The following is a 15,725-nucleotide window of genomic DNA, read 5'->3' as shown; positions in this document are numbered from 1 at the left end:
TCAGACTGCTGACAAACCCCTGGCGAGAGTTGGGGGGTTGTGATTCAGTGGGTGATGTTGAAGCGAGCCGGCCCTGAACAAACCGCACTTGAGATCGTCACGCTCGATCAACTGGTTCCAGTTGATCACCTTCTGCGCAAGATCGATGGTGTTATCGATTTCTCGTTCATCCACGATCTGACAGCGCCGCTTTACTGCGCCGACAATGGTCGCCCGCCACTTGATCCGACTTTGATGTTCAAGGCGCTGTTCATCGGCTACCTGTTCGGGGTGCGCTCGGAGCGGCAATTGGTGCGAGAGATCGAGGTCAATGTCGCCTACCGGTGGTTCCTGCGGCTGAAGCTGACGGACAAGGTGTTCGACGCCTCGACATTGTCGCAGAACCGACGCCGGCGTTACCAGGACGAGACGATCGCGCAGGCGATCTTCGACCGCATTGTCGAGCAGGCGATCGGGGCAGGCTTGGTCGACGGCACGGTGCTCTACACCGACAGCACGCACCTGAAGGCCAATGCCAACAAGGGCAAGTACGACCTTGCCATGGTCGCCAAGTCGCGTGCCGACTACTGGGGCGAGCTCGACCGGGCGATCGATGCCGAACGGGCGTTGCACGGCCAGAAGGCGCTGAAGGAGCAGGAGCGGCAGCCTGCGGTGAAAGAGACGAAGGTCTCGCGCACCGATCCTGAGGCAGGCTATATGGTGCGCGAGGGCAAGCCGAAGGGCTTCTTTTATCTCGATCACCGCACGGTGGATGGCGGCTTCGGCATCATCACCGACACGTTTGCCACGCCGGCCAACGTGCATGACTCGATCGTCTATCTCGACCGGCTCGACCGCCAGGTGGAGCGTTTCGGCTTCGATGTCACGGCGGCGGGGCTGGATGCCGGCTATGCCACGCCAGGCATCGCCAAGGGCCTGGAGGACAGGAACATCCACGGTGTCGTCGGCTATCGCAACCCGCCCCGGCCAAAGCCTGGCAAGATGAGGAAGGGCGCTTTCGTCCATGAGCCGGACCTTGACGGCTATCGTTGCCCGCAGGGCCAGTTGCTCACTTACGCCACCACCGATCGCGGCGGTTATCGCCACTACAGGAGCGACCCGACGATCTGCCGCAACTGTCCGCTGCTGGCGTCTTGCACATCAAACGCCAAGGCCGAGCGCACCATCACGCGCCATGTCTGGCAGGATGTCCGCGAGCGGGTCGATGCCAACCGCTTAACCGCATGGGGCAAGGCGATCTATCGACGCCGCAAGGAGACGGTCGAGCGATCCTTCGCCGATGCCAAGCAGCTCTTCGGCCATCGCTATGCCCGCTTCCGAGGGCGAACACGCGTCGCCTGCCAGTGCCTGATCGCAGCCGCCGCCCAGAACATGAAAAAGATCGCAATCAGCCTCTGGCCAAAGCCAAAACCAAGCCTCGCATGAGGCCAAAGCCGGCTCGCAACGGCACTGGCATCTGCTCCCCGACATCAATCCAAAAGCTCAATCAACCCACAAAACAAAACCCCGCCGAAATTCGACGGGGTTTGTCAGCAGTCTGAAGGCGCCTCGCGGCGCCTTTTTTGTTTGCTTGGTTCCGGCCAGCTTAACGCGGCAGGACGCTCGACCCCATCAGGTCGGCATCTATCGAATGCGCGGCCTGGCGGCCTTCGCGGATCGCCCAGACAACAAGCGACTGGCCGCGGCGCACGTCGCCGGCGACATAGAGCTTGTCCACATTGGTCTTGTAGTCGCGGTCGTTGGCGGCAACATTGGTCGAACGGCGGCTGTCGGTGGTGATCTCGAGCTTGCCCTCGAGTTCCTTGACCATACCGTCGGCGAGCGGCCCGGCGAAGCCGATGGCGATGAAGGCGAGATCAGCGCGGATGACGAACTCGGTGCCCGGGATCGGCTTGCGCTTGTCGTCGACTTCGCAGCACTTCACGCCGGTCAGCTGGCCTTCCTCGCCGATGAACTCCAGCGTCGCCACCTGGAACTCGCGCTGCGCGCCTTCGGCCTGCGAGGACGAGGTGCGCATCTTGGTCGCCCAATAGGGCCACACGGCGAGCTTGTTCTCGCGCTCCGGTGGCTGCGGACGGATGTCGAGCTGGGTAACGCGCACGGCCCCCTGGCGGAATGCGGTGCCGACGCAGTCGGACGCCGTATCGCCACCGCCGACGACGACGACATGCAGGCCACCAGCGACGATCGGTTCCGACTGCCAGGCAACCGACTGGATGTCTTCGCCGCCGACGCGCTTGTTCTGCTGGACGAGGTAAGGCATCGCGTCATGCACGCCCTTAAGGTCGTCGCCGGGAATGCCCGCCGGACGCGGCGTTTCGGAGCCGCCGCAGTAAAGCACGGCATCATATTCGGCCAGGAGCTCGGTCACCGGCTTGTCGACGCCGACATTGACGCCGCAATGGAACGTCACGCCTTCGCCCGTCATCTGCTCGACACGACGGTCGATATAGTGCTTCTCCATCTTGAAATCAGGAATGCCGAAACGCAGCAGGCCGCCGGGACGGCTCTCGCGCTCATAGACATGCACGTCGTGGCCGGCGCGGCCGAGTTGCTGCGCCGCTGCCATGCCGGCAGGGCCGGAACCAATGACAGCGATCTTCTTGCCGGTCTTCTTCTCCGGCGGATAAGGCCTGATGTAACCGGTCTCGTAAGCCTTGTCGGCGATCGCCTGCTCGACGGTCTTGATGGCGACAGGAATGTCCTCGAGGTTCAGCGTACAGGCTTCCTCGCAAGGTGCCGGGCAGATGCGACCGGTGAATTCGGGGAAGTTGTTGGTCGAATGCAGGTTGCGGATCGCGTTGTCCCAATCGCCATTGTAGACGAGGTCGTTCCAGTCCGGGATCTGGTTGTGCACCGGACAGCCCGTCGGGCCATGGCAGAACGGAATGCCGCAATCCATGCAGCGCGCAGCCTGCTTTTCGACTTCCTTGTTCGACATCGGCAGCGTGAATTCGCGGAAGTGCCGGATGCGGTCGGAAGCCGGCTGGTACTTGTGCACCTGCCGGTCAATTTCGAGAAAACCTGTAACCTTGCCCATCGTAACTCTCGTCAGTCATGCCCAGCACCTCGGCGCGGGCTTAGAATTCCACCACTTCAAATGAAGCATGCGATGGCAGGCGCCCTGTTCGGGCGCCGCCGGAAGATCGTCACGGCTTACTCCGCCGCGACGCCCATCCTCATGCGCTCCATCTCGATCAGTGCGCGGCGGTACTCCACCGGCATGACTTTGCGGAATTTGGGTCGGTAGCTCGCCCAGTCGTCCAGGATCTGCTTGGCACGGGTCGAACCGGTGTAGTGCATATGGTTCGAGATCAGCTGAACCAGGCGCTCCTCGTCATGGCGTGTCATGTCGCCCGAGACGTCGACACGGCCCTTATGGGCGATGTCGCCACCGTGATGGTGCAGCTTCTCCAGCATGTCGTCCTCTTCAGGGACCGGCTCGAGCTCGACCATCGCCATGTTGCAGCGCTCGGCGAAATCGCCTTCCTCATCGAGGACATAGGCGACGCCGCCCGACATGCCGGCTGCGAAGTTGCGGCCGGTCTTGCCGATGACCACCACCACGCCGCCCGTCATGTATTCGCAGCCATGGTCACCCACGCCTTCGACGACGGTAACGGCGCCCGAGTTGCGGACGGCGAAACGTTCGCCGGCGACACCGCGGAAGTAGCACTCGCCTTCGGTCGCACCGTAAAGCACGGTGTTGCCGACAATGATTGAATCCTCGGCAACGATCCGGGCGTCATCCGACGGGCGGATGACGATGCGGCCGCCGGACAGGCCCTTGCCGACATAGTCGTTGCCGTCGCCGACCAGCTCGAACGAGATACCGCGTGCCAGGAAGGCACCGAAGGACTGTCCGGCGGTCCCGGTCAGCTTCACCGAGATGGTGTCCTCGCGCAGGCCCTTGTGCCGGAAGCGCTTGGCGACCTCACCCGACAGCATCGCACCGGCTGAGCGGTCGACGTTGCGGATGGTTGCCTCGATCTTCACCGGCTGGCGCGTTTCGAGCGCCGCCTTCGCCTCGGCGATCAGCTTGCGGTCGAGAACGTCGTCGATCGGATGCTTCTGGCGCTCGGTCCAGTGGACGGCTTCGCGCGGCGCATCGGGCTTGTAGAACACCTTGGAGAAGTCGAGGCCACGCGACTTCCAGTGGTTGATCAGCTCACGCTTTTCCAGCAGGTCGGCGTCACCGATGATCTGATCGAGGTGGGTGTAACCCATTTCGGCCAGCAGCTCGCGCACCTCTTCAGCGACGTAGAAGAAGTAGTTGATGACGTGCTCGGGCGTGCCCTTGAAGCGCTTGCGCAGCACCGGATCCTGGGTGGCGACGCCAACCGGGCAGGTGTTGAGATGGCACTTGCGCATCATGATGCAGCCCGCCGCGATCAGCGGCGCGGTCGAGAAGCCAAACTCGTCGGCGCCCAGCAGAGCGCCGACGACGACGTCGCGGCCGGTACGCAGGCCGCCGTCGACCTGGAGCGCGACACGCGAACGCAGGCCGTTCAGCACCAGCGTCTGATGCGTCTCGGCGAGGCCCATTTCCCATGGGCTGCCGGCATGCTTGAGCGAGGTCAGCGGCGATGCACCGGTGCCGCCGTCATAGCCTGATATCGTGATGTGGTCGGCGCGCGCCTTGGCGACACCTGCCGCAACCGTGCCGACGCCCACTTCCGACACCAGCTTGACCGACACGTCGGCTGCCGGGTTGACGTTCTTCAGGTCGTAGATCAGCTGCGCCAGATCTTCGATCGAATAGATGTCATGGTGCGGCGGCGGCGAAATCAGGCCGACACCTTGGGTCGAGTGGCGGGTCTTGGCGATCGTCGCGTCGACCTTGTGACCAGGCAACTGGCCGCCCTCGCCGGGCTTGGCACCCTGCGCCACCTTGATCTGCATCATGTCGGAGTTGACGAGATACTCCGTCGTCACGCCGAAGCGGCCGGAAGCCACCTGCTTGATCGCCGAACGCTCGGGGTTCACGCCGCCACCGGGCAGCGGCAGGTAGCGGTCGGGCTCCTCGCCGCCCTCGCCGGTGTTCGACTTGCCGCCGATCTTGTTCATCGCAACGGCAAGCGTGCTGTGCGCCTCGCGGCTGATCGAGCCGAAGGACATGGCACCGGTCGAGAAACGCTTGACGATCTCGGCCGCCGGCATGACGTCGTCGAGCGCGGCCTTCTTGCGCCCGCTCTCCTCGGCCAGCTTGATGCGGAACATGCCGCGGATCTGCTGGGCACGTGCTGTTTCGCTGTCGATCTGGGCGGAGAACTCCTTGAAGGTCGCCCACGAGCCCGAACGCACGGCGTGCTGCAGCGAGGCAACCGCGTCAGGCGTCCACACATGGGCTTCGCCGCGCATGCGATACATGTACTCGCCGCCGACTTCGAGCGCATTGCGCAGAACCGGGTCTTCGCCGAAGGCCGATTCGTGACGGCTGACGGTCTCGGTCGCCACCTCTTCCAGCCCGACGCCTTCGATGTTGGTCGCCGTGCCGGTGAAGTACTTCTCCACGAAGTCGGTCTTCAGCCCGATGGCGTCGAAGATCTGCGCGCCGCAATAGGACTGGTAGGTGGAGATGCCCATCTTGGACATCACCTTGAGGATGCCCTTGCCGATCGACTTGATGTAGCGGCCGACGACCTCCGAGCCATCCACTTCAGGCGGGAACTCGCCCCGCTTGTGCATGTCGGTCAGCGTGTCGAAGGCCAGATACGGGTTGATCGCCTCCGCGCCGTAGCCGGCAAGGCAGCAGAAGTGATGCACCTCGCGCGGCTCGCCCGATTCGACGACAAGGCCGACCGAGGTGCGCAGGCCCTTGCGAACCAGGTGATGGTGCACGGCCGCCGTCGCCAGCAGCGACGGGATGGCGATGCGGTCCGGACCAAGCTGGCGATCGGACAGGATGATGATGTTGTAGCGGCCCGCGACCGCCGCCTCGGCGCGCTCGCACAGACGCTCGATCGCACCCTGCATGCCGGCAGCACCTTCCGATGCGGCATAGGTGACGTCGATGGTCTTGGTGTCGAAGCTTTCCTCGGTGTGGCCGATGGAGCGGATCTTCTCCAGGTCGGCGTTGGTGAGGATCGGCTGACGCACTTCCAGACGCTTGCGGCGCGACGTGCCGACGAGGTCGAGAATGTTCGGGCGTGGACCGATGAACGAGACCAGGCTCATCACCAGCTCCTCGCGGATCGGATCGATCGGCGGGTTGGTGACCTGGGCGAAGTTCTGCTTGAAGTAGGTGTAGAGCAGCTTCGACTTGTCCGACATCGCCGAGATCGGCGTGTCGGTGCCCATCGAGCCGACTGCTTCCTGGCCCGTCGTCGCCATCGGCGACATCAGGAGCTTGGTGTCTTCCTGGCTGTAGCCGAAGGCCTGCTGGCGATCGAGCAGCGAGACGTCCTTGCGCAGCGCACGCGGTTCGACCGGCTTCAGTTCCTCGAGGATCAGCTGGGTGTTGGACAGCCACTTCGTGTAGGGGTGCTTGGTCGCGATCTCGGACTTGATCTCCTCGTCCGAGATGATGCGGCCCTTGACCAGGTCGATGAGCAGCATCTTGCCGGGCTGCAGACGCCACTTCTTGATGATTCTCTTTTCATCAACCGGCAGCACGCCGGCTTCGGACGCCAGGATGACCCGATCGTCGTCGGTGACCATGTAGCGGGCGGGACGCAAGCCGTTGCGGTCGAGCGTGGCACCGATCTGGCGGCCGTCGGTGAAGCACACCGCAGCCGGACCGTCCCACGGCTCCATCAGGGCCGCGTGATATTCGTAAAAGGCCTTGCGGTCGGCATCCATCGACTTGTTGCCGGCCCAGGCTTCCGGGATCAGCATCATCATGGCATGCGCCAGCGTATAGCCGCCCTGGAACAGGAACTCGAGCGCGTTGTCGAAGCACGCCGTATCCGACTGCCCCTCATAGGAGATCGGCCAGAGCTTGGAGATGTTGTTGCCGAACAACTCGCTGTCGACCGAGGCCTGGCGCGCCGCCATCCAGTTGTTGTTGCCGCGCACCGTATTGATTTCGCCGTTGTGGGCGACCATGCGGTAGGGGTGCGCCAGCTTCCATGACGGGAACGTGTTGGTCGAGAAGCGCTGGTGGACGAGGATCAGCGCCGTCTCGAAGCGCGGATCGGAAAGGTCCTTGTAATAAGCGCCGACCTGGAAGGCCAGGAACATGCCCTTGTAGACGATGGTGCGCGCTGACAGCGACACGCAATAGGCGCCGATGTCCTTGTTGTTGTGCTCGGCATAGATGCGGCCGGAAATGACCTTGCGCAGCAAATAGAGGCGCGCCTCATACTCCTCATCGTCGTCGACTTCGGGCGTGCGCCCGATGAACACCTGGCAATGGAACGGCTCGGAAGCAGCGATATCAGGTGCCTTCGACAAAGAGGCGTTGTCGACCGGCACATCGCGGAAGCCGATCAGCGGCAAACCTTCCGACTGCGCCGACTCGCGGATGATGTCCATGACATGTTCGCGCGTCGCAGCATCCTGCGGCATGAACCAGTGGCCGACGCCATACTGGCCGGGTGCCGGCAGATCGATGTCCTGCTTGGCCATCTCCTCGCGGAAGAACCGGTCGGGGATCTGCACCAGGACACCGGCGCCATCGCCCATCAGCGGATCGGCGCCGACGGCGCCGCGATGCGTCAGGTTTTCGAGCATGAACAGACCGTCCTTGACGATCTGGTGCGACTTGATGCCCTTCATCTGGGCGATGAAACCGACGCCGCAGGCGTCATGTTCGTTGCGCGGATCGTAGAGGCCATGCGCTGCATAGCCGGTGGTGGTTCGGAGATGATCGGTTTTATTGTTGGCCGCTTTCGTCTGCGCGGCCGGCACAAAACCCGTCGTCACAGATGGCGTCAACTCCGTCATCGTCTATCTCCATTCCAGCCCGATCCGGGCAGTTTGCCTTGGGACGGCAGTATGCCGATCCGTTCACCTTCAGATATGCTCGATATGCAGCGGCCCAGCGCCGTTCGTCGGCGCTAAACCGCAGTCGGGACAGACGTGAACGGATTGCTCCGACCTCAGCCCTGACCCTAGCCCGCAGCGGAAGCCGGACGCAGCGTCATCATACGCCAAATCCGGTTCGTATTGGGCAGATAAATAAGACAGCACTGCTGTCCTAAATTTTGTATGACAGAATTCTTGAATACGCACAAGACCGATTCACGAATTTTCCGCCTCTGCAAAGACCGAAAATTACGTCAAACCGTCGCATGGCGTAATTTTTGAACACCCGGTCAAAACAGCACTTTTCCTGCCTCAATCGATTTCTGGACCCCGCACTTGCCGAAGATCGGCAAATCCGGTCTAGCTCGCGCCTACCCCCTGCCACGCAGTCTCCCGCAGCCATATTACGGACCGACGAAAATGTTCTTCGCATCAGACAATTGGGCCGGCGCTCACCCCAAGATTTCCGAGAGACTGCATGCCAGTGCTGCGGGCTTCAGCCGCGCCTATGGCGACGGCGAGCTCGACAAGGCCGTCTATGCACGGTTCTCCGAAGTTTTCGAGCGCGAGGTGGCGGTGTTCTTCGTCGCCACAGGCACCGCAGCTAATTCGCTTTCGCTCGCCGCATACGGCAAGCCCGGTGGCATTTCCTTTGCCCACCGCGAGGCGCACATTCTCGAGGATGAATGCGGCGCGCCTGAGTATTTTTCTCATGGTTCGCGGCTCTACCCGGTCGATGGAACGCTCGGGCGCATGGACATCGGCAATCTCGAGCGAGCGATCGGCCGCTACGCCTCCGAAAACGTCCACGGCGGACGCCCGGCGGCGATTTCCATCACCCAGGCGACCGAGGTCGGCACCATCTATCGTCTCGACCATATCGCGGCCGTCTCCGCCGTCGCCCGCAAGCATGCGCTGCCGCTGCACATGGATGGCGCCCGCTTTGCCAATGCGCTGGTGTCTCTCGACGTCTCGCCGGCGGAAATGACCTGGAAACGCGGCGTCGACATCATCTCCTTCGGCGGCACCAAGAACGGCTGCTGGTGCGCCGAGGCGATCGTCATGTTCGATCTCGACCGTGCCAGGGAAATGGCCTTCCTGCGCAAGCGTTCGGCCCAGCTGTTCTCCAAAGCGCGTTTCATCTCGGCGCAATTCGACGCCTATTTCGACGGCGGCCTGTGGCTGGAAACGGCGCGTCACGCCAATGCGATGTCGGCGAGTCTTGCCCAGGCTTTCGAAAGCTCGGCCGTTGCGCGCCTCGGCTGGCAGCCTGAGGCCAACGAGGTCTTCGCCATCATCAGGAAGGATGTTGCCGAAAAGGCCCAGGCGGCAGGTGCCGCCTTCTACACCTGGCCGACCCCGACGTCGCTCGCCGGGCAGATCAGCGATGACGAGGCGCTCTATCGCTTCGTCACCTCCTTCGCCACCACCTCAGACGACATCGGCCGGTTCAGCGAACTGCTGCGTTAGGCGCAGTTACGGATAGCGGACAACAAAAAAGGCGGCGCTGGAGGCGCCGCCTTTGCTGCTTGGGAGGAGCAGTCTTAGTTGACCGTGTTGGCCTCGATCTGCTTGGCCTTCGCTGGAGCAGCGGAGATCTCGATCTTGCGAGGCTTGTGCTCTTCAGGAATGTTGCGCTTGAGATCGATGTGAAGCAGGCCGTTCTTGAGGGTCGCGCCGACGACCTCGACATGGTCGGCAAGCTGGAAGCGCCGCTCGAAGGCACGCGAGGCGATGCCGCGATAGAGCAGCTCCGAACCTTCGCCGGCGCTTTCATTGGCGCGCTCGCCCTTGACCGTCAGCACATTGCGATGGGCTTCAATCGAAATCTCGGTTTCCGAGAAGCCTGCGACCGCCATGCTGATGCGGTAGGCGTCCTCGCCGGTGCGCTCGATGTTGTAGGGCGGATAGGTGGTGCCGCCGTCAGGCTGGCCAAGGCCATCAAGCATGTTGAACAGACGGTCGAAGCCGACAGTCGAGCGGTGGAGCGAGGAAAAATCAACGTGACGCATGGGTGTTCTCCAGTGAGCAACAAGGTTTGCGCATGACCTGTGCCGAAACCCATTCTGGCGTCCCGGCGGTGATCAGCGGCCCCGATATTGGGCGCCGCAGGAGACATTTGGGGGGCGCCCAAAGCCATTTCAAGACATCTTTGCGAGAGCTTTTTCACCGCCGCCAGGATGAACCGAAGATGAACCGCCCCTTCGGTATCCGTTCAGGTCGGCCGGCCTAGAGTGCACCCAAGTTCAAGAACAGGCGGCACCACATAATGCCGCCGACGAAGCCGAACCGGGTTGCAACGTCCCTTCCTCCCGGAACGACAGAGGCCGAAGGCAACCCGCAAGCTGCCTTCGGCCTCATTCGATTCCGATTGGCGTTTCCGCTTCGCACGGATTTCCTTTGATTTTCTCGGTGCGGCTTTCTATCACCCTCGTATCGCCAGATCCCACGGCAGCGAGTGCCAAGCCGAGCGCTGATGACGGACGTGTTCCACGAAATCCCCGGCAATCCGGTACCCGAGCGGGCAACCGTCGGCCACTTCAACGCACATGACAGCAAGCAGTTGCGTTATGGCCTGTTTCCCGCGACTTCGCACCCGTTCAAGGGCACGGTGATTCTGCTGCCGGGCCGCAACGAGTGTATCGAGAAGTATTTCGAGACCATTCGCGATTTGTCAGTACGCGGCCATGCCGTCGCCACCTTCGACTGGCGTGGCCAGGGTGCATCCGAGCGGCTGCTGCGCGACCGTCACCGCGGCCACGTCAAGACATTCGACCACTATGTCAGGGATCTCGAGGCCTTCTTCGAGCAGATCGTCTTGCCCGACTGCCGCGGCCCATTCTTCATCCTTGCCCATTCAAGCGGTGCCTTGATCGCCCTTCTCGCCGCACCGGCGATGATCAACCGCGTTCAGCGCATGGTGCTGGTGGCGCCGTTCCTGTCGGTCGTCGGCGCGCCGTTCTCGATGTCAGCTATCAGGCGCATCACGACGCTGCTGTGCTGGATCGGCCTCGGCAGGCTCTACGCCGCCTGGGGCCCGCGGCCGCGCGAAGGCACGCCCTTTGCTGTCAACAAGCTGACCAGCGACGAACGTCGCTATCGCCGCAACATCCTGCTCTACGAGACCTATCCCGAACTCTCCGTCGGCGGGCCGACGATCGCCTGGCTGCGGGCGGCTGCGACGGCCTCGGAAACCGTGCGCGACCCAGCCTTCATGGCCTCGCTCAAGGTGCCGATGCTGATTGTCACGGCCGGGGCCGACCAGGTGGTCTCGACGCGCGACGTCGAGCAATATGTCCACGGATGCCGTGTCGCCTCAATGCTGACCATCGATGGCGCCCGCCACGAGATCCTGCAAGAAGTCGACATCTACCGCGAGCAACTGCTCGCGGCGTTCAGCGCTTTCGTGCCGGGAACGCCTGTGACGGTCGAATAGGCTGCTTCAGCCCATCAGCACCTTCAGGGCCGCAGCATGCAGCTCGGGCGTTGCCGCCGCGATGATGTCGCCACCATTTTCCGCCGGGCCGCCCTCGAAGGTCGTGACGATGCCACCGGCCTGCTCGATGATGGGGATCAGCGCCACGATGTCGTAGGGCTTGAGTCCCGGATCGACGACGATGTCGACCTGGCCCGCCGCAACCATGGCGAAGGCGTAGCAATCGGTGCCGTAGCGGGCGAGCTGGACCTGGGTCTCGAGATGGTCGTAGCGCTTGCGCATCTCGCCCTTGAACAGGCTTGGCGTCGTGGTGAACATCGTCGCATCGGCAAGCGACGTGGTCTTGCGCACGGCAAGCTTGCGCGGCCCGCCCGGGCCCTCGTAATGCGCGCCCTTGCCGTCGGCGTAGAACAGCTCACCGGTGAAAGGCTGCGACATCAGGCCGGCGACCGCATCGCCGTCGACGGTCAGCCCGACCAGCGTGCCCCAAACCGGCAGGCCGGAGATGAAGGCACGCGTGCCGTCGATCGGGTCGATCACCCAGACATGGCTGTTGCCGAGGTTTTCGCTGCCATGCTCCTCGCCGAGAATGCCGTGATCGGGAAATTCGGCATTGATCAGCGCGCGGATGGCACGCTCGGCCTCCTGGTCGGCCTCGGTGACCGGGTCAAAACCGCTGGCAAGCTTGTTTTCCACCGCCGCGAGACGCCGGAATCTCGGCAGCGTCTCGGCTGCTGCTGCAGTTGCGATCCGTCGCATAAACCCGGCGTCGACCATCATTCACCCCATCTCCAACTGTGGCGTGGATGACACGCCACGACCCCGCTCGGCAATAACCACATCACCGTGAATTAAAAAGCCCAAAGGCGCCTTGACTTTTGTGCAGCGCACAATAATCTCGACTTCGGACAGTTCTCCTGTCCATGCCCTCCTTGGGCGTTTCCTCCCTAGACTTCGACCGCTCTCCGGAGCGGTCTTTTTTTAACCACCGGCCTCAGGCGGCTACTCTGCGGCCAATGGCAGGTCGAGGAAATGATAGTCTGGTATTGCCATGAGATCCCCGGAAAACCGGGCCAGATCGTCGGCAAGCGCATAAAATCCAGCGGATTTCTTGAACGTTCGTTCGTCCATATAGAGCCCGCGATTGATCTCGATCTGCAGCGCGTGAAGCTTCCGGGCCGGGCGGCCGTAGTGTTCGGTGATAAAGCCGCCGGCGTAAGGTTTATTGTGCGCCACAGCATAACCCATGGCCGCCAGCAGCCCGATTGCCCGCTCTGACAGAGCAGATGCAGCAGAGGTCCCGAAACGGTCACCGACGATGAAATCAGGCCGTGTGCCATTGTCGCCGAGGCGGACCGACGCCGGCATCGAATGGCAGTCGACGAGCACGGCATAGCCAAACCGGGCATGGGTCCGGGTGACCAGCCGCTTCAGCGTCTCATGATAAGGCTTGTAGACGGATTCGATTCGCCCGATCGCCTCCGACAGCGGCAGCCGGCCGGGATAGATATCCAGCCCCTCGCCCACCAGCTTCGGCACCGTGCCGAGCCCTCCGGCGACGCGCGCCGAGCGGACATTGGCGAAAGGCGGCACCGGCTCGGCGAACATCCGGGGATCGAGTTCCCACGGCTCGCGGTTCACATCGAGATAGGCGCGTGGGAAGTGAGCGGTCAGCATCGGCGCGCCCAAGGCGACGGCCGCGCCGAACAACTCGTCGACATAGCAGTCCTCCGAGCGCCTGATCGCGACGGCATCGAGCCTGGACATGGCGAGGAACCGGTCGGGATAACAACGTCCGCTGTGCGGCGAATTGAACACGAATGGCACACGCTGCTCGGCACTCGTCCGGACTTCGAACGGCGGCAGCTCGGCGAAATCTTCGGCTGGCGTCATCTTTCGTGATGGACCTGCGAAATGCACTCACTCATCTATCGAAAGTGCCACCTGCGGCGGCCAGTGTCCAGTCGTTCAGGCGGTGGAAAGTCGGCTCTTATTATGCCTTTGCGTCACTCTGCTGACACGGCATTCACTTGATGTTTACCGTCCAGGACTCATATACAAGATGGTTAACGAAGCCCCTGCTGGGGGGCGGCTTCGACCGCTGATTCGGACGGGATACTTATGGCACGCATTCTTCTGGCAGAAGACGACGACGATATGCGTCGCTTCCTGGTCAAGGCGCTGGAACGCGCAGGTTACCAGGTAAGTGACTTCGACAATGGCGCGAGCGCTTACGAGCGGCTGCGCGAGGAACCCTTTTCGCTGCTTCTGACCGACATCGTCATGCCGGAAATGGACGGCATCGAACTGGCGCGCCGCGCAACCGAGATCGACCCCGATCTCAAGGTGATGTTCATCACCGGCTTTGCGGCAGTCGCCCTGAACCCTGATTCGAAGGCGCCACGCGACGCAAAAGTGCTGTCGAAGCCCTTCCATCTGCGCGATCTCGTCAACGAAGTCGAGAAGATGCTCCACGCCGCATAGGCGTTTCCCCAGCGTCGCCAAGGGAATTGATGGCGCCGCGACAGGAATTGATGATCCGGCGCATTTTTCCGCCAAACACGCTATTGACGCGCCGGATCAAAAATGGTGTATCCGCCCCCATCGGATGGGCGTGTAGCTCAGCGGGAGAGCACTGCATTGACATTGCAGGGGTCACAGGTTCAATCCCTGTCACGCCCACCATCCGAAGTCCCAGACATCACAAGCCACATCGCGCCCGACGCACTGTCCGGCGCGTCATAGTCTTTCGCCGCCTCTACGCCGCGCGGTAATCCGGTGCGCTTTTGAGATAGCCGGCATAGGCATCGGCATTCGGAGGCGCGAAGTTTTCGGCCAAGGCATTGCGCCGTCTTTTCGTTGCGCCGATGTCAGCCAGCAGTTCGTCGAAATGTTTGAAATGATAAGGCGCGACGCACAGGCCGCCATAGACGCCGGCGGCAGGGCGTTCGTCGCGCTTCCAGCGCAGCATCATCTCGATGTTGTCGGTCATCTCCTGGTGCGTCGGCTGACGCCCCAGCTTGCCGTCCGCATATCGCACCAACCAGTTGGCGGCGAGTTCAGCACTCAGAACGGTGCAGAATGACGAGTTGAAGCCGACGAAGCCCATGTCGGGCAAATCGGGGTTGGCGATGACGCGATAAAGCCGGTACTGCCCGTCTGGCTCGACAAGCTTGCGCCGGTGTTCTTCCGGCAGGAAGGGCAATCCGGATTTCCAGCCGACGGCGAGTATGGCCATGTCGGCCTTGACCCGCTCGCCGCCCGACAGGATCACCGTGGCCTCGTCATAAGCAGCAATAGTGCCCTGGATTGCCTTTATGCGTCCGTCGGCGACCATGTCGAAGAAGCCCGGCGTCACGATCGGCACCGAGCAGTTGATGCTGGTCTCGATCGGCACTTTTGGCCTCAGGCCGGTCTTCTTCAGCTTGAGCTGCAGCGAAAGCAGGCTTTCCAGCCCGCGCCAGTTGGCCCAGACGAACGGCTTGGCCATGGCATGCGCCAGTCGCGCCAGCAGAGGCTGGTTCCAGCTCGGGAACATCACCTCCTGGGCACGGACATAGAGGATGCGCTTGAAGTTGATCAGGCCGCCGATGAAGTAGGGAATACGCCAGACCGGCTCGAGATAGACGATGGTGACGGCGGCTGCACCCGAATTGACGGCGTTGACTGCAATGTCGGTCGCCGACTTGGAGAAGCCGAGCACCACGACCCGCTTGCCCCGCACCGTCGCCGGATCGGTGTATTCGGACGAGTGCAGCACCTGGCCGCCGGCCGCGACGAACGCGTCCTGGCCTGGATGCACGAGTTCGCGTTTCTCGCTGAAATTACCCGTGCAGACGGCGACGAAATCAAAATCCTCAGTGGTCGTCGTGCCGTCGCCAGTTTCCAGTTCGACGGTCCAGCCTTTGGCGCCATTGCGTCGCTGCATGGAAACAACCTTGGTGCCGTAGCGGATCAGCGGCACGAGCCCGTTCTGCTCGGCGTAACTCTTGAGATAGGCGTGGACCTGAGTGCCTTTCGGCCATTCCGGGTAATTGTCCGGCATCGCCATGGAGGTGTAGCGATAGAGATCCTTCGGGCTTTGCGTCTGCACCTCGGGATAGGATCGCGACGGCTCCCAGACCCCGCCCAGGTCGTAACCGCGCTCGACGATTTCGACGTCATGCCCGCGCTGCCTGAAGGCGAGTGCTGCCGCAAGCCCGCTGACGCCGGCGCCGATGACGCAGACTTTCTTCTTCTCGACCATCTTGCTGTTCCTTGTGTGCCAGGATGCAGGGTTCGCCAGGACGCGAGCCGGCCTTCGCACGCGACCCGTGTCGCG

Annotated in this window: 10 protein-coding genes and 1 tRNA gene; 5 read left to right on the top strand and 6 right to left on the bottom strand. The window is 62.5% G+C overall.

What is annotated here, in order from left to right:
* Positions 1 to 54: 54 nt before the first annotated feature.
* Positions 55 to 1,425: an IS1182 family transposase gene (locus H5P29_RS10915; protein WP_185910139.1), complete on the top strand. Its 1,371-nt coding sequence runs from the start codon at positions 55 to 57 to the stop codon at positions 1,423 to 1,425.
* Between the two features lie 160 nt (positions 1,426 to 1,585).
* Here H5P29_RS10915 and H5P29_RS10910 read toward each other — a convergent pair whose 3' ends face one another.
* On the bottom strand, positions 1,586 to 3,040 hold the full coding sequence (locus tag H5P29_RS10910; RefSeq protein WP_067958344.1) for a glutamate synthase subunit beta: 1,455 nt from the start codon (positions 3,038 to 3,040) through the stop codon (positions 1,586 to 1,588).
* A gap of 116 nt (positions 3,041 to 3,156) precedes the next feature.
* The gene (gltB, locus tag H5P29_RS10905; protein ID WP_067958341.1) at positions 3,157 to 7,887 is read right to left on the bottom strand and encodes a glutamate synthase large subunit; all 4,731 of its coding nucleotides are present in this window, start codon (positions 7,885 to 7,887) and stop codon (positions 3,157 to 3,159) included.
* A 501-nt stretch (positions 7,888 to 8,388) separates the two neighbouring features.
* On the opposite strand from gltB, the gene H5P29_RS10900 reads away from it, so the two are divergent.
* Positions 8,389 to 9,438: a low specificity L-threonine aldolase gene (locus H5P29_RS10900; RefSeq protein WP_154386972.1), complete on the top strand. Its 1,050-nt coding sequence runs from the start codon at positions 8,389 to 8,391 to the stop codon at positions 9,436 to 9,438.
* A 74-nt stretch (positions 9,439 to 9,512) separates the two neighbouring features.
* On the opposite strand, the gene H5P29_RS10895 is transcribed toward H5P29_RS10900, so the two are convergent.
* Positions 9,513 to 9,980: an Hsp20 family protein gene (locus H5P29_RS10895; protein ID WP_154386971.1), complete on the bottom strand. Its 468-nt coding sequence runs from the start codon at positions 9,978 to 9,980 to the stop codon at positions 9,513 to 9,515.
* Positions 9,981 to 10,444: 464 nt separating this feature from the next.
* Between H5P29_RS10895 and H5P29_RS10890 the strand changes: the two genes are divergently transcribed.
* Positions 10,445 to 11,404: an alpha/beta fold hydrolase gene (locus H5P29_RS10890; protein ID WP_154386970.1), complete on the top strand. Its 960-nt coding sequence runs from the start codon at positions 10,445 to 10,447 to the stop codon at positions 11,402 to 11,404.
* A gap of 6 nt (positions 11,405 to 11,410) precedes the next feature.
* Here the strand turns inward: H5P29_RS10890 and hisN are convergent, their stop codons facing one another.
* Entirely contained in the window at positions 11,411 to 12,184 is a 774-nt protein-coding gene (hisN, locus tag H5P29_RS10885) for a histidinol-phosphatase (protein WP_154386969.1), read from the bottom strand.
* Positions 12,185 to 12,406: 222 nt separating this feature from the next.
* On the bottom strand, positions 12,407 to 13,297 hold the full coding sequence (locus tag H5P29_RS10880) for an N-formylglutamate amidohydrolase (protein ID WP_067958326.1): 891 nt from the start codon (positions 13,295 to 13,297) through the stop codon (positions 12,407 to 12,409).
* Between the two features lie 228 nt (positions 13,298 to 13,525).
* Between H5P29_RS10880 and cpdR the strand changes: the two genes are divergently transcribed.
* Together cpdR and H5P29_RS10870 are read left to right on the top strand one after the other, a co-directional pair.
* Positions 13,526 to 13,888, top strand: a complete 363-nt coding sequence (gene cpdR, locus H5P29_RS10875) for a cell cycle two-component system response regulator CpdR (protein WP_018429348.1) — start codon at positions 13,526 to 13,528, stop codon at positions 13,886 to 13,888.
* 126 nt (positions 13,889 to 14,014) lie between these two features.
* Positions 14,015 to 14,089, top strand: a tRNA-Val gene (locus tag H5P29_RS10870).
* Positions 14,090 to 14,162: 73 nt separating this feature from the next.
* Here the strand turns inward: H5P29_RS10870 and H5P29_RS10865 are convergent.
* Positions 14,163 to 15,650, bottom strand: a complete 1,488-nt coding sequence (locus H5P29_RS10865; protein ID WP_154386968.1) for an NAD(P)/FAD-dependent oxidoreductase — start codon at positions 15,648 to 15,650, stop codon at positions 14,163 to 14,165.
* Between the last annotated feature and the right edge of the window lie 75 nt (positions 15,651 to 15,725).

This window comes from Aminobacter sp. MDW-2, assembly GCF_014250155.1.
GTDB classification, from domain to species: domain Bacteria; phylum Pseudomonadota; class Alphaproteobacteria; order Rhizobiales; family Rhizobiaceae; genus Aminobacter; species Aminobacter ciceronei.
This window is presented reverse-complemented; position numbering and strand designations above follow the sequence as displayed.

Bases quoted from the DNA above. Each gene is read 5' to 3' on its own strand.
- H5P29_RS10910 (WP_067958344.1), bottom strand. From the start codon at position 3,040: ATGGGCAAGGTTACAGGTTTTCTCGAAATTGACCGGCAGGTGCACAAG.
- H5P29_RS10880 (WP_067958326.1), bottom strand. From the start codon at position 13,297: ATGACGCCAGCCGAAGATTTCGCCGAGCTGCCGCCGTTCGAAGTCCGG.
- H5P29_RS10900 (WP_154386972.1), top strand. From the start codon at position 8,389: ATGTTCTTCGCATCAGACAATTGGGCCGGCGCTCACCCCAAGATTTCC.
- H5P29_RS10895 (WP_154386971.1), bottom strand. From the start codon at position 9,980: ATGCGTCACGTTGATTTTTCCTCGCTCCACCGCTCGACTGTCGGCTTC.
- H5P29_RS10865 (WP_154386968.1), bottom strand. From the start codon at position 15,650: ATGGTCGAGAAGAAGAAAGTCTGCGTCATCGGCGCCGGCGTCAGCGGG.
- H5P29_RS10915 (WP_185910139.1), top strand. From the start codon at position 55: ATGTTGAAGCGAGCCGGCCCTGAACAAACCGCACTTGAGATCGTCACG.
- gltB (WP_067958341.1), bottom strand. From the start codon at position 7,887: ATGACGGAGTTGACGCCATCTGTGACGACGGGTTTTGTGCCGGCCGCG.
- hisN (WP_154386969.1), bottom strand. From the start codon at position 12,184: ATGATGGTCGACGCCGGGTTTATGCGACGGATCGCAACTGCAGCAGCA.
- H5P29_RS10890 (WP_154386970.1), top strand. From the start codon at position 10,445: ATGACGGACGTGTTCCACGAAATCCCCGGCAATCCGGTACCCGAGCGG.
- cpdR (WP_018429348.1), top strand. From the start codon at position 13,526: ATGGCACGCATTCTTCTGGCAGAAGACGACGACGATATGCGTCGCTTC.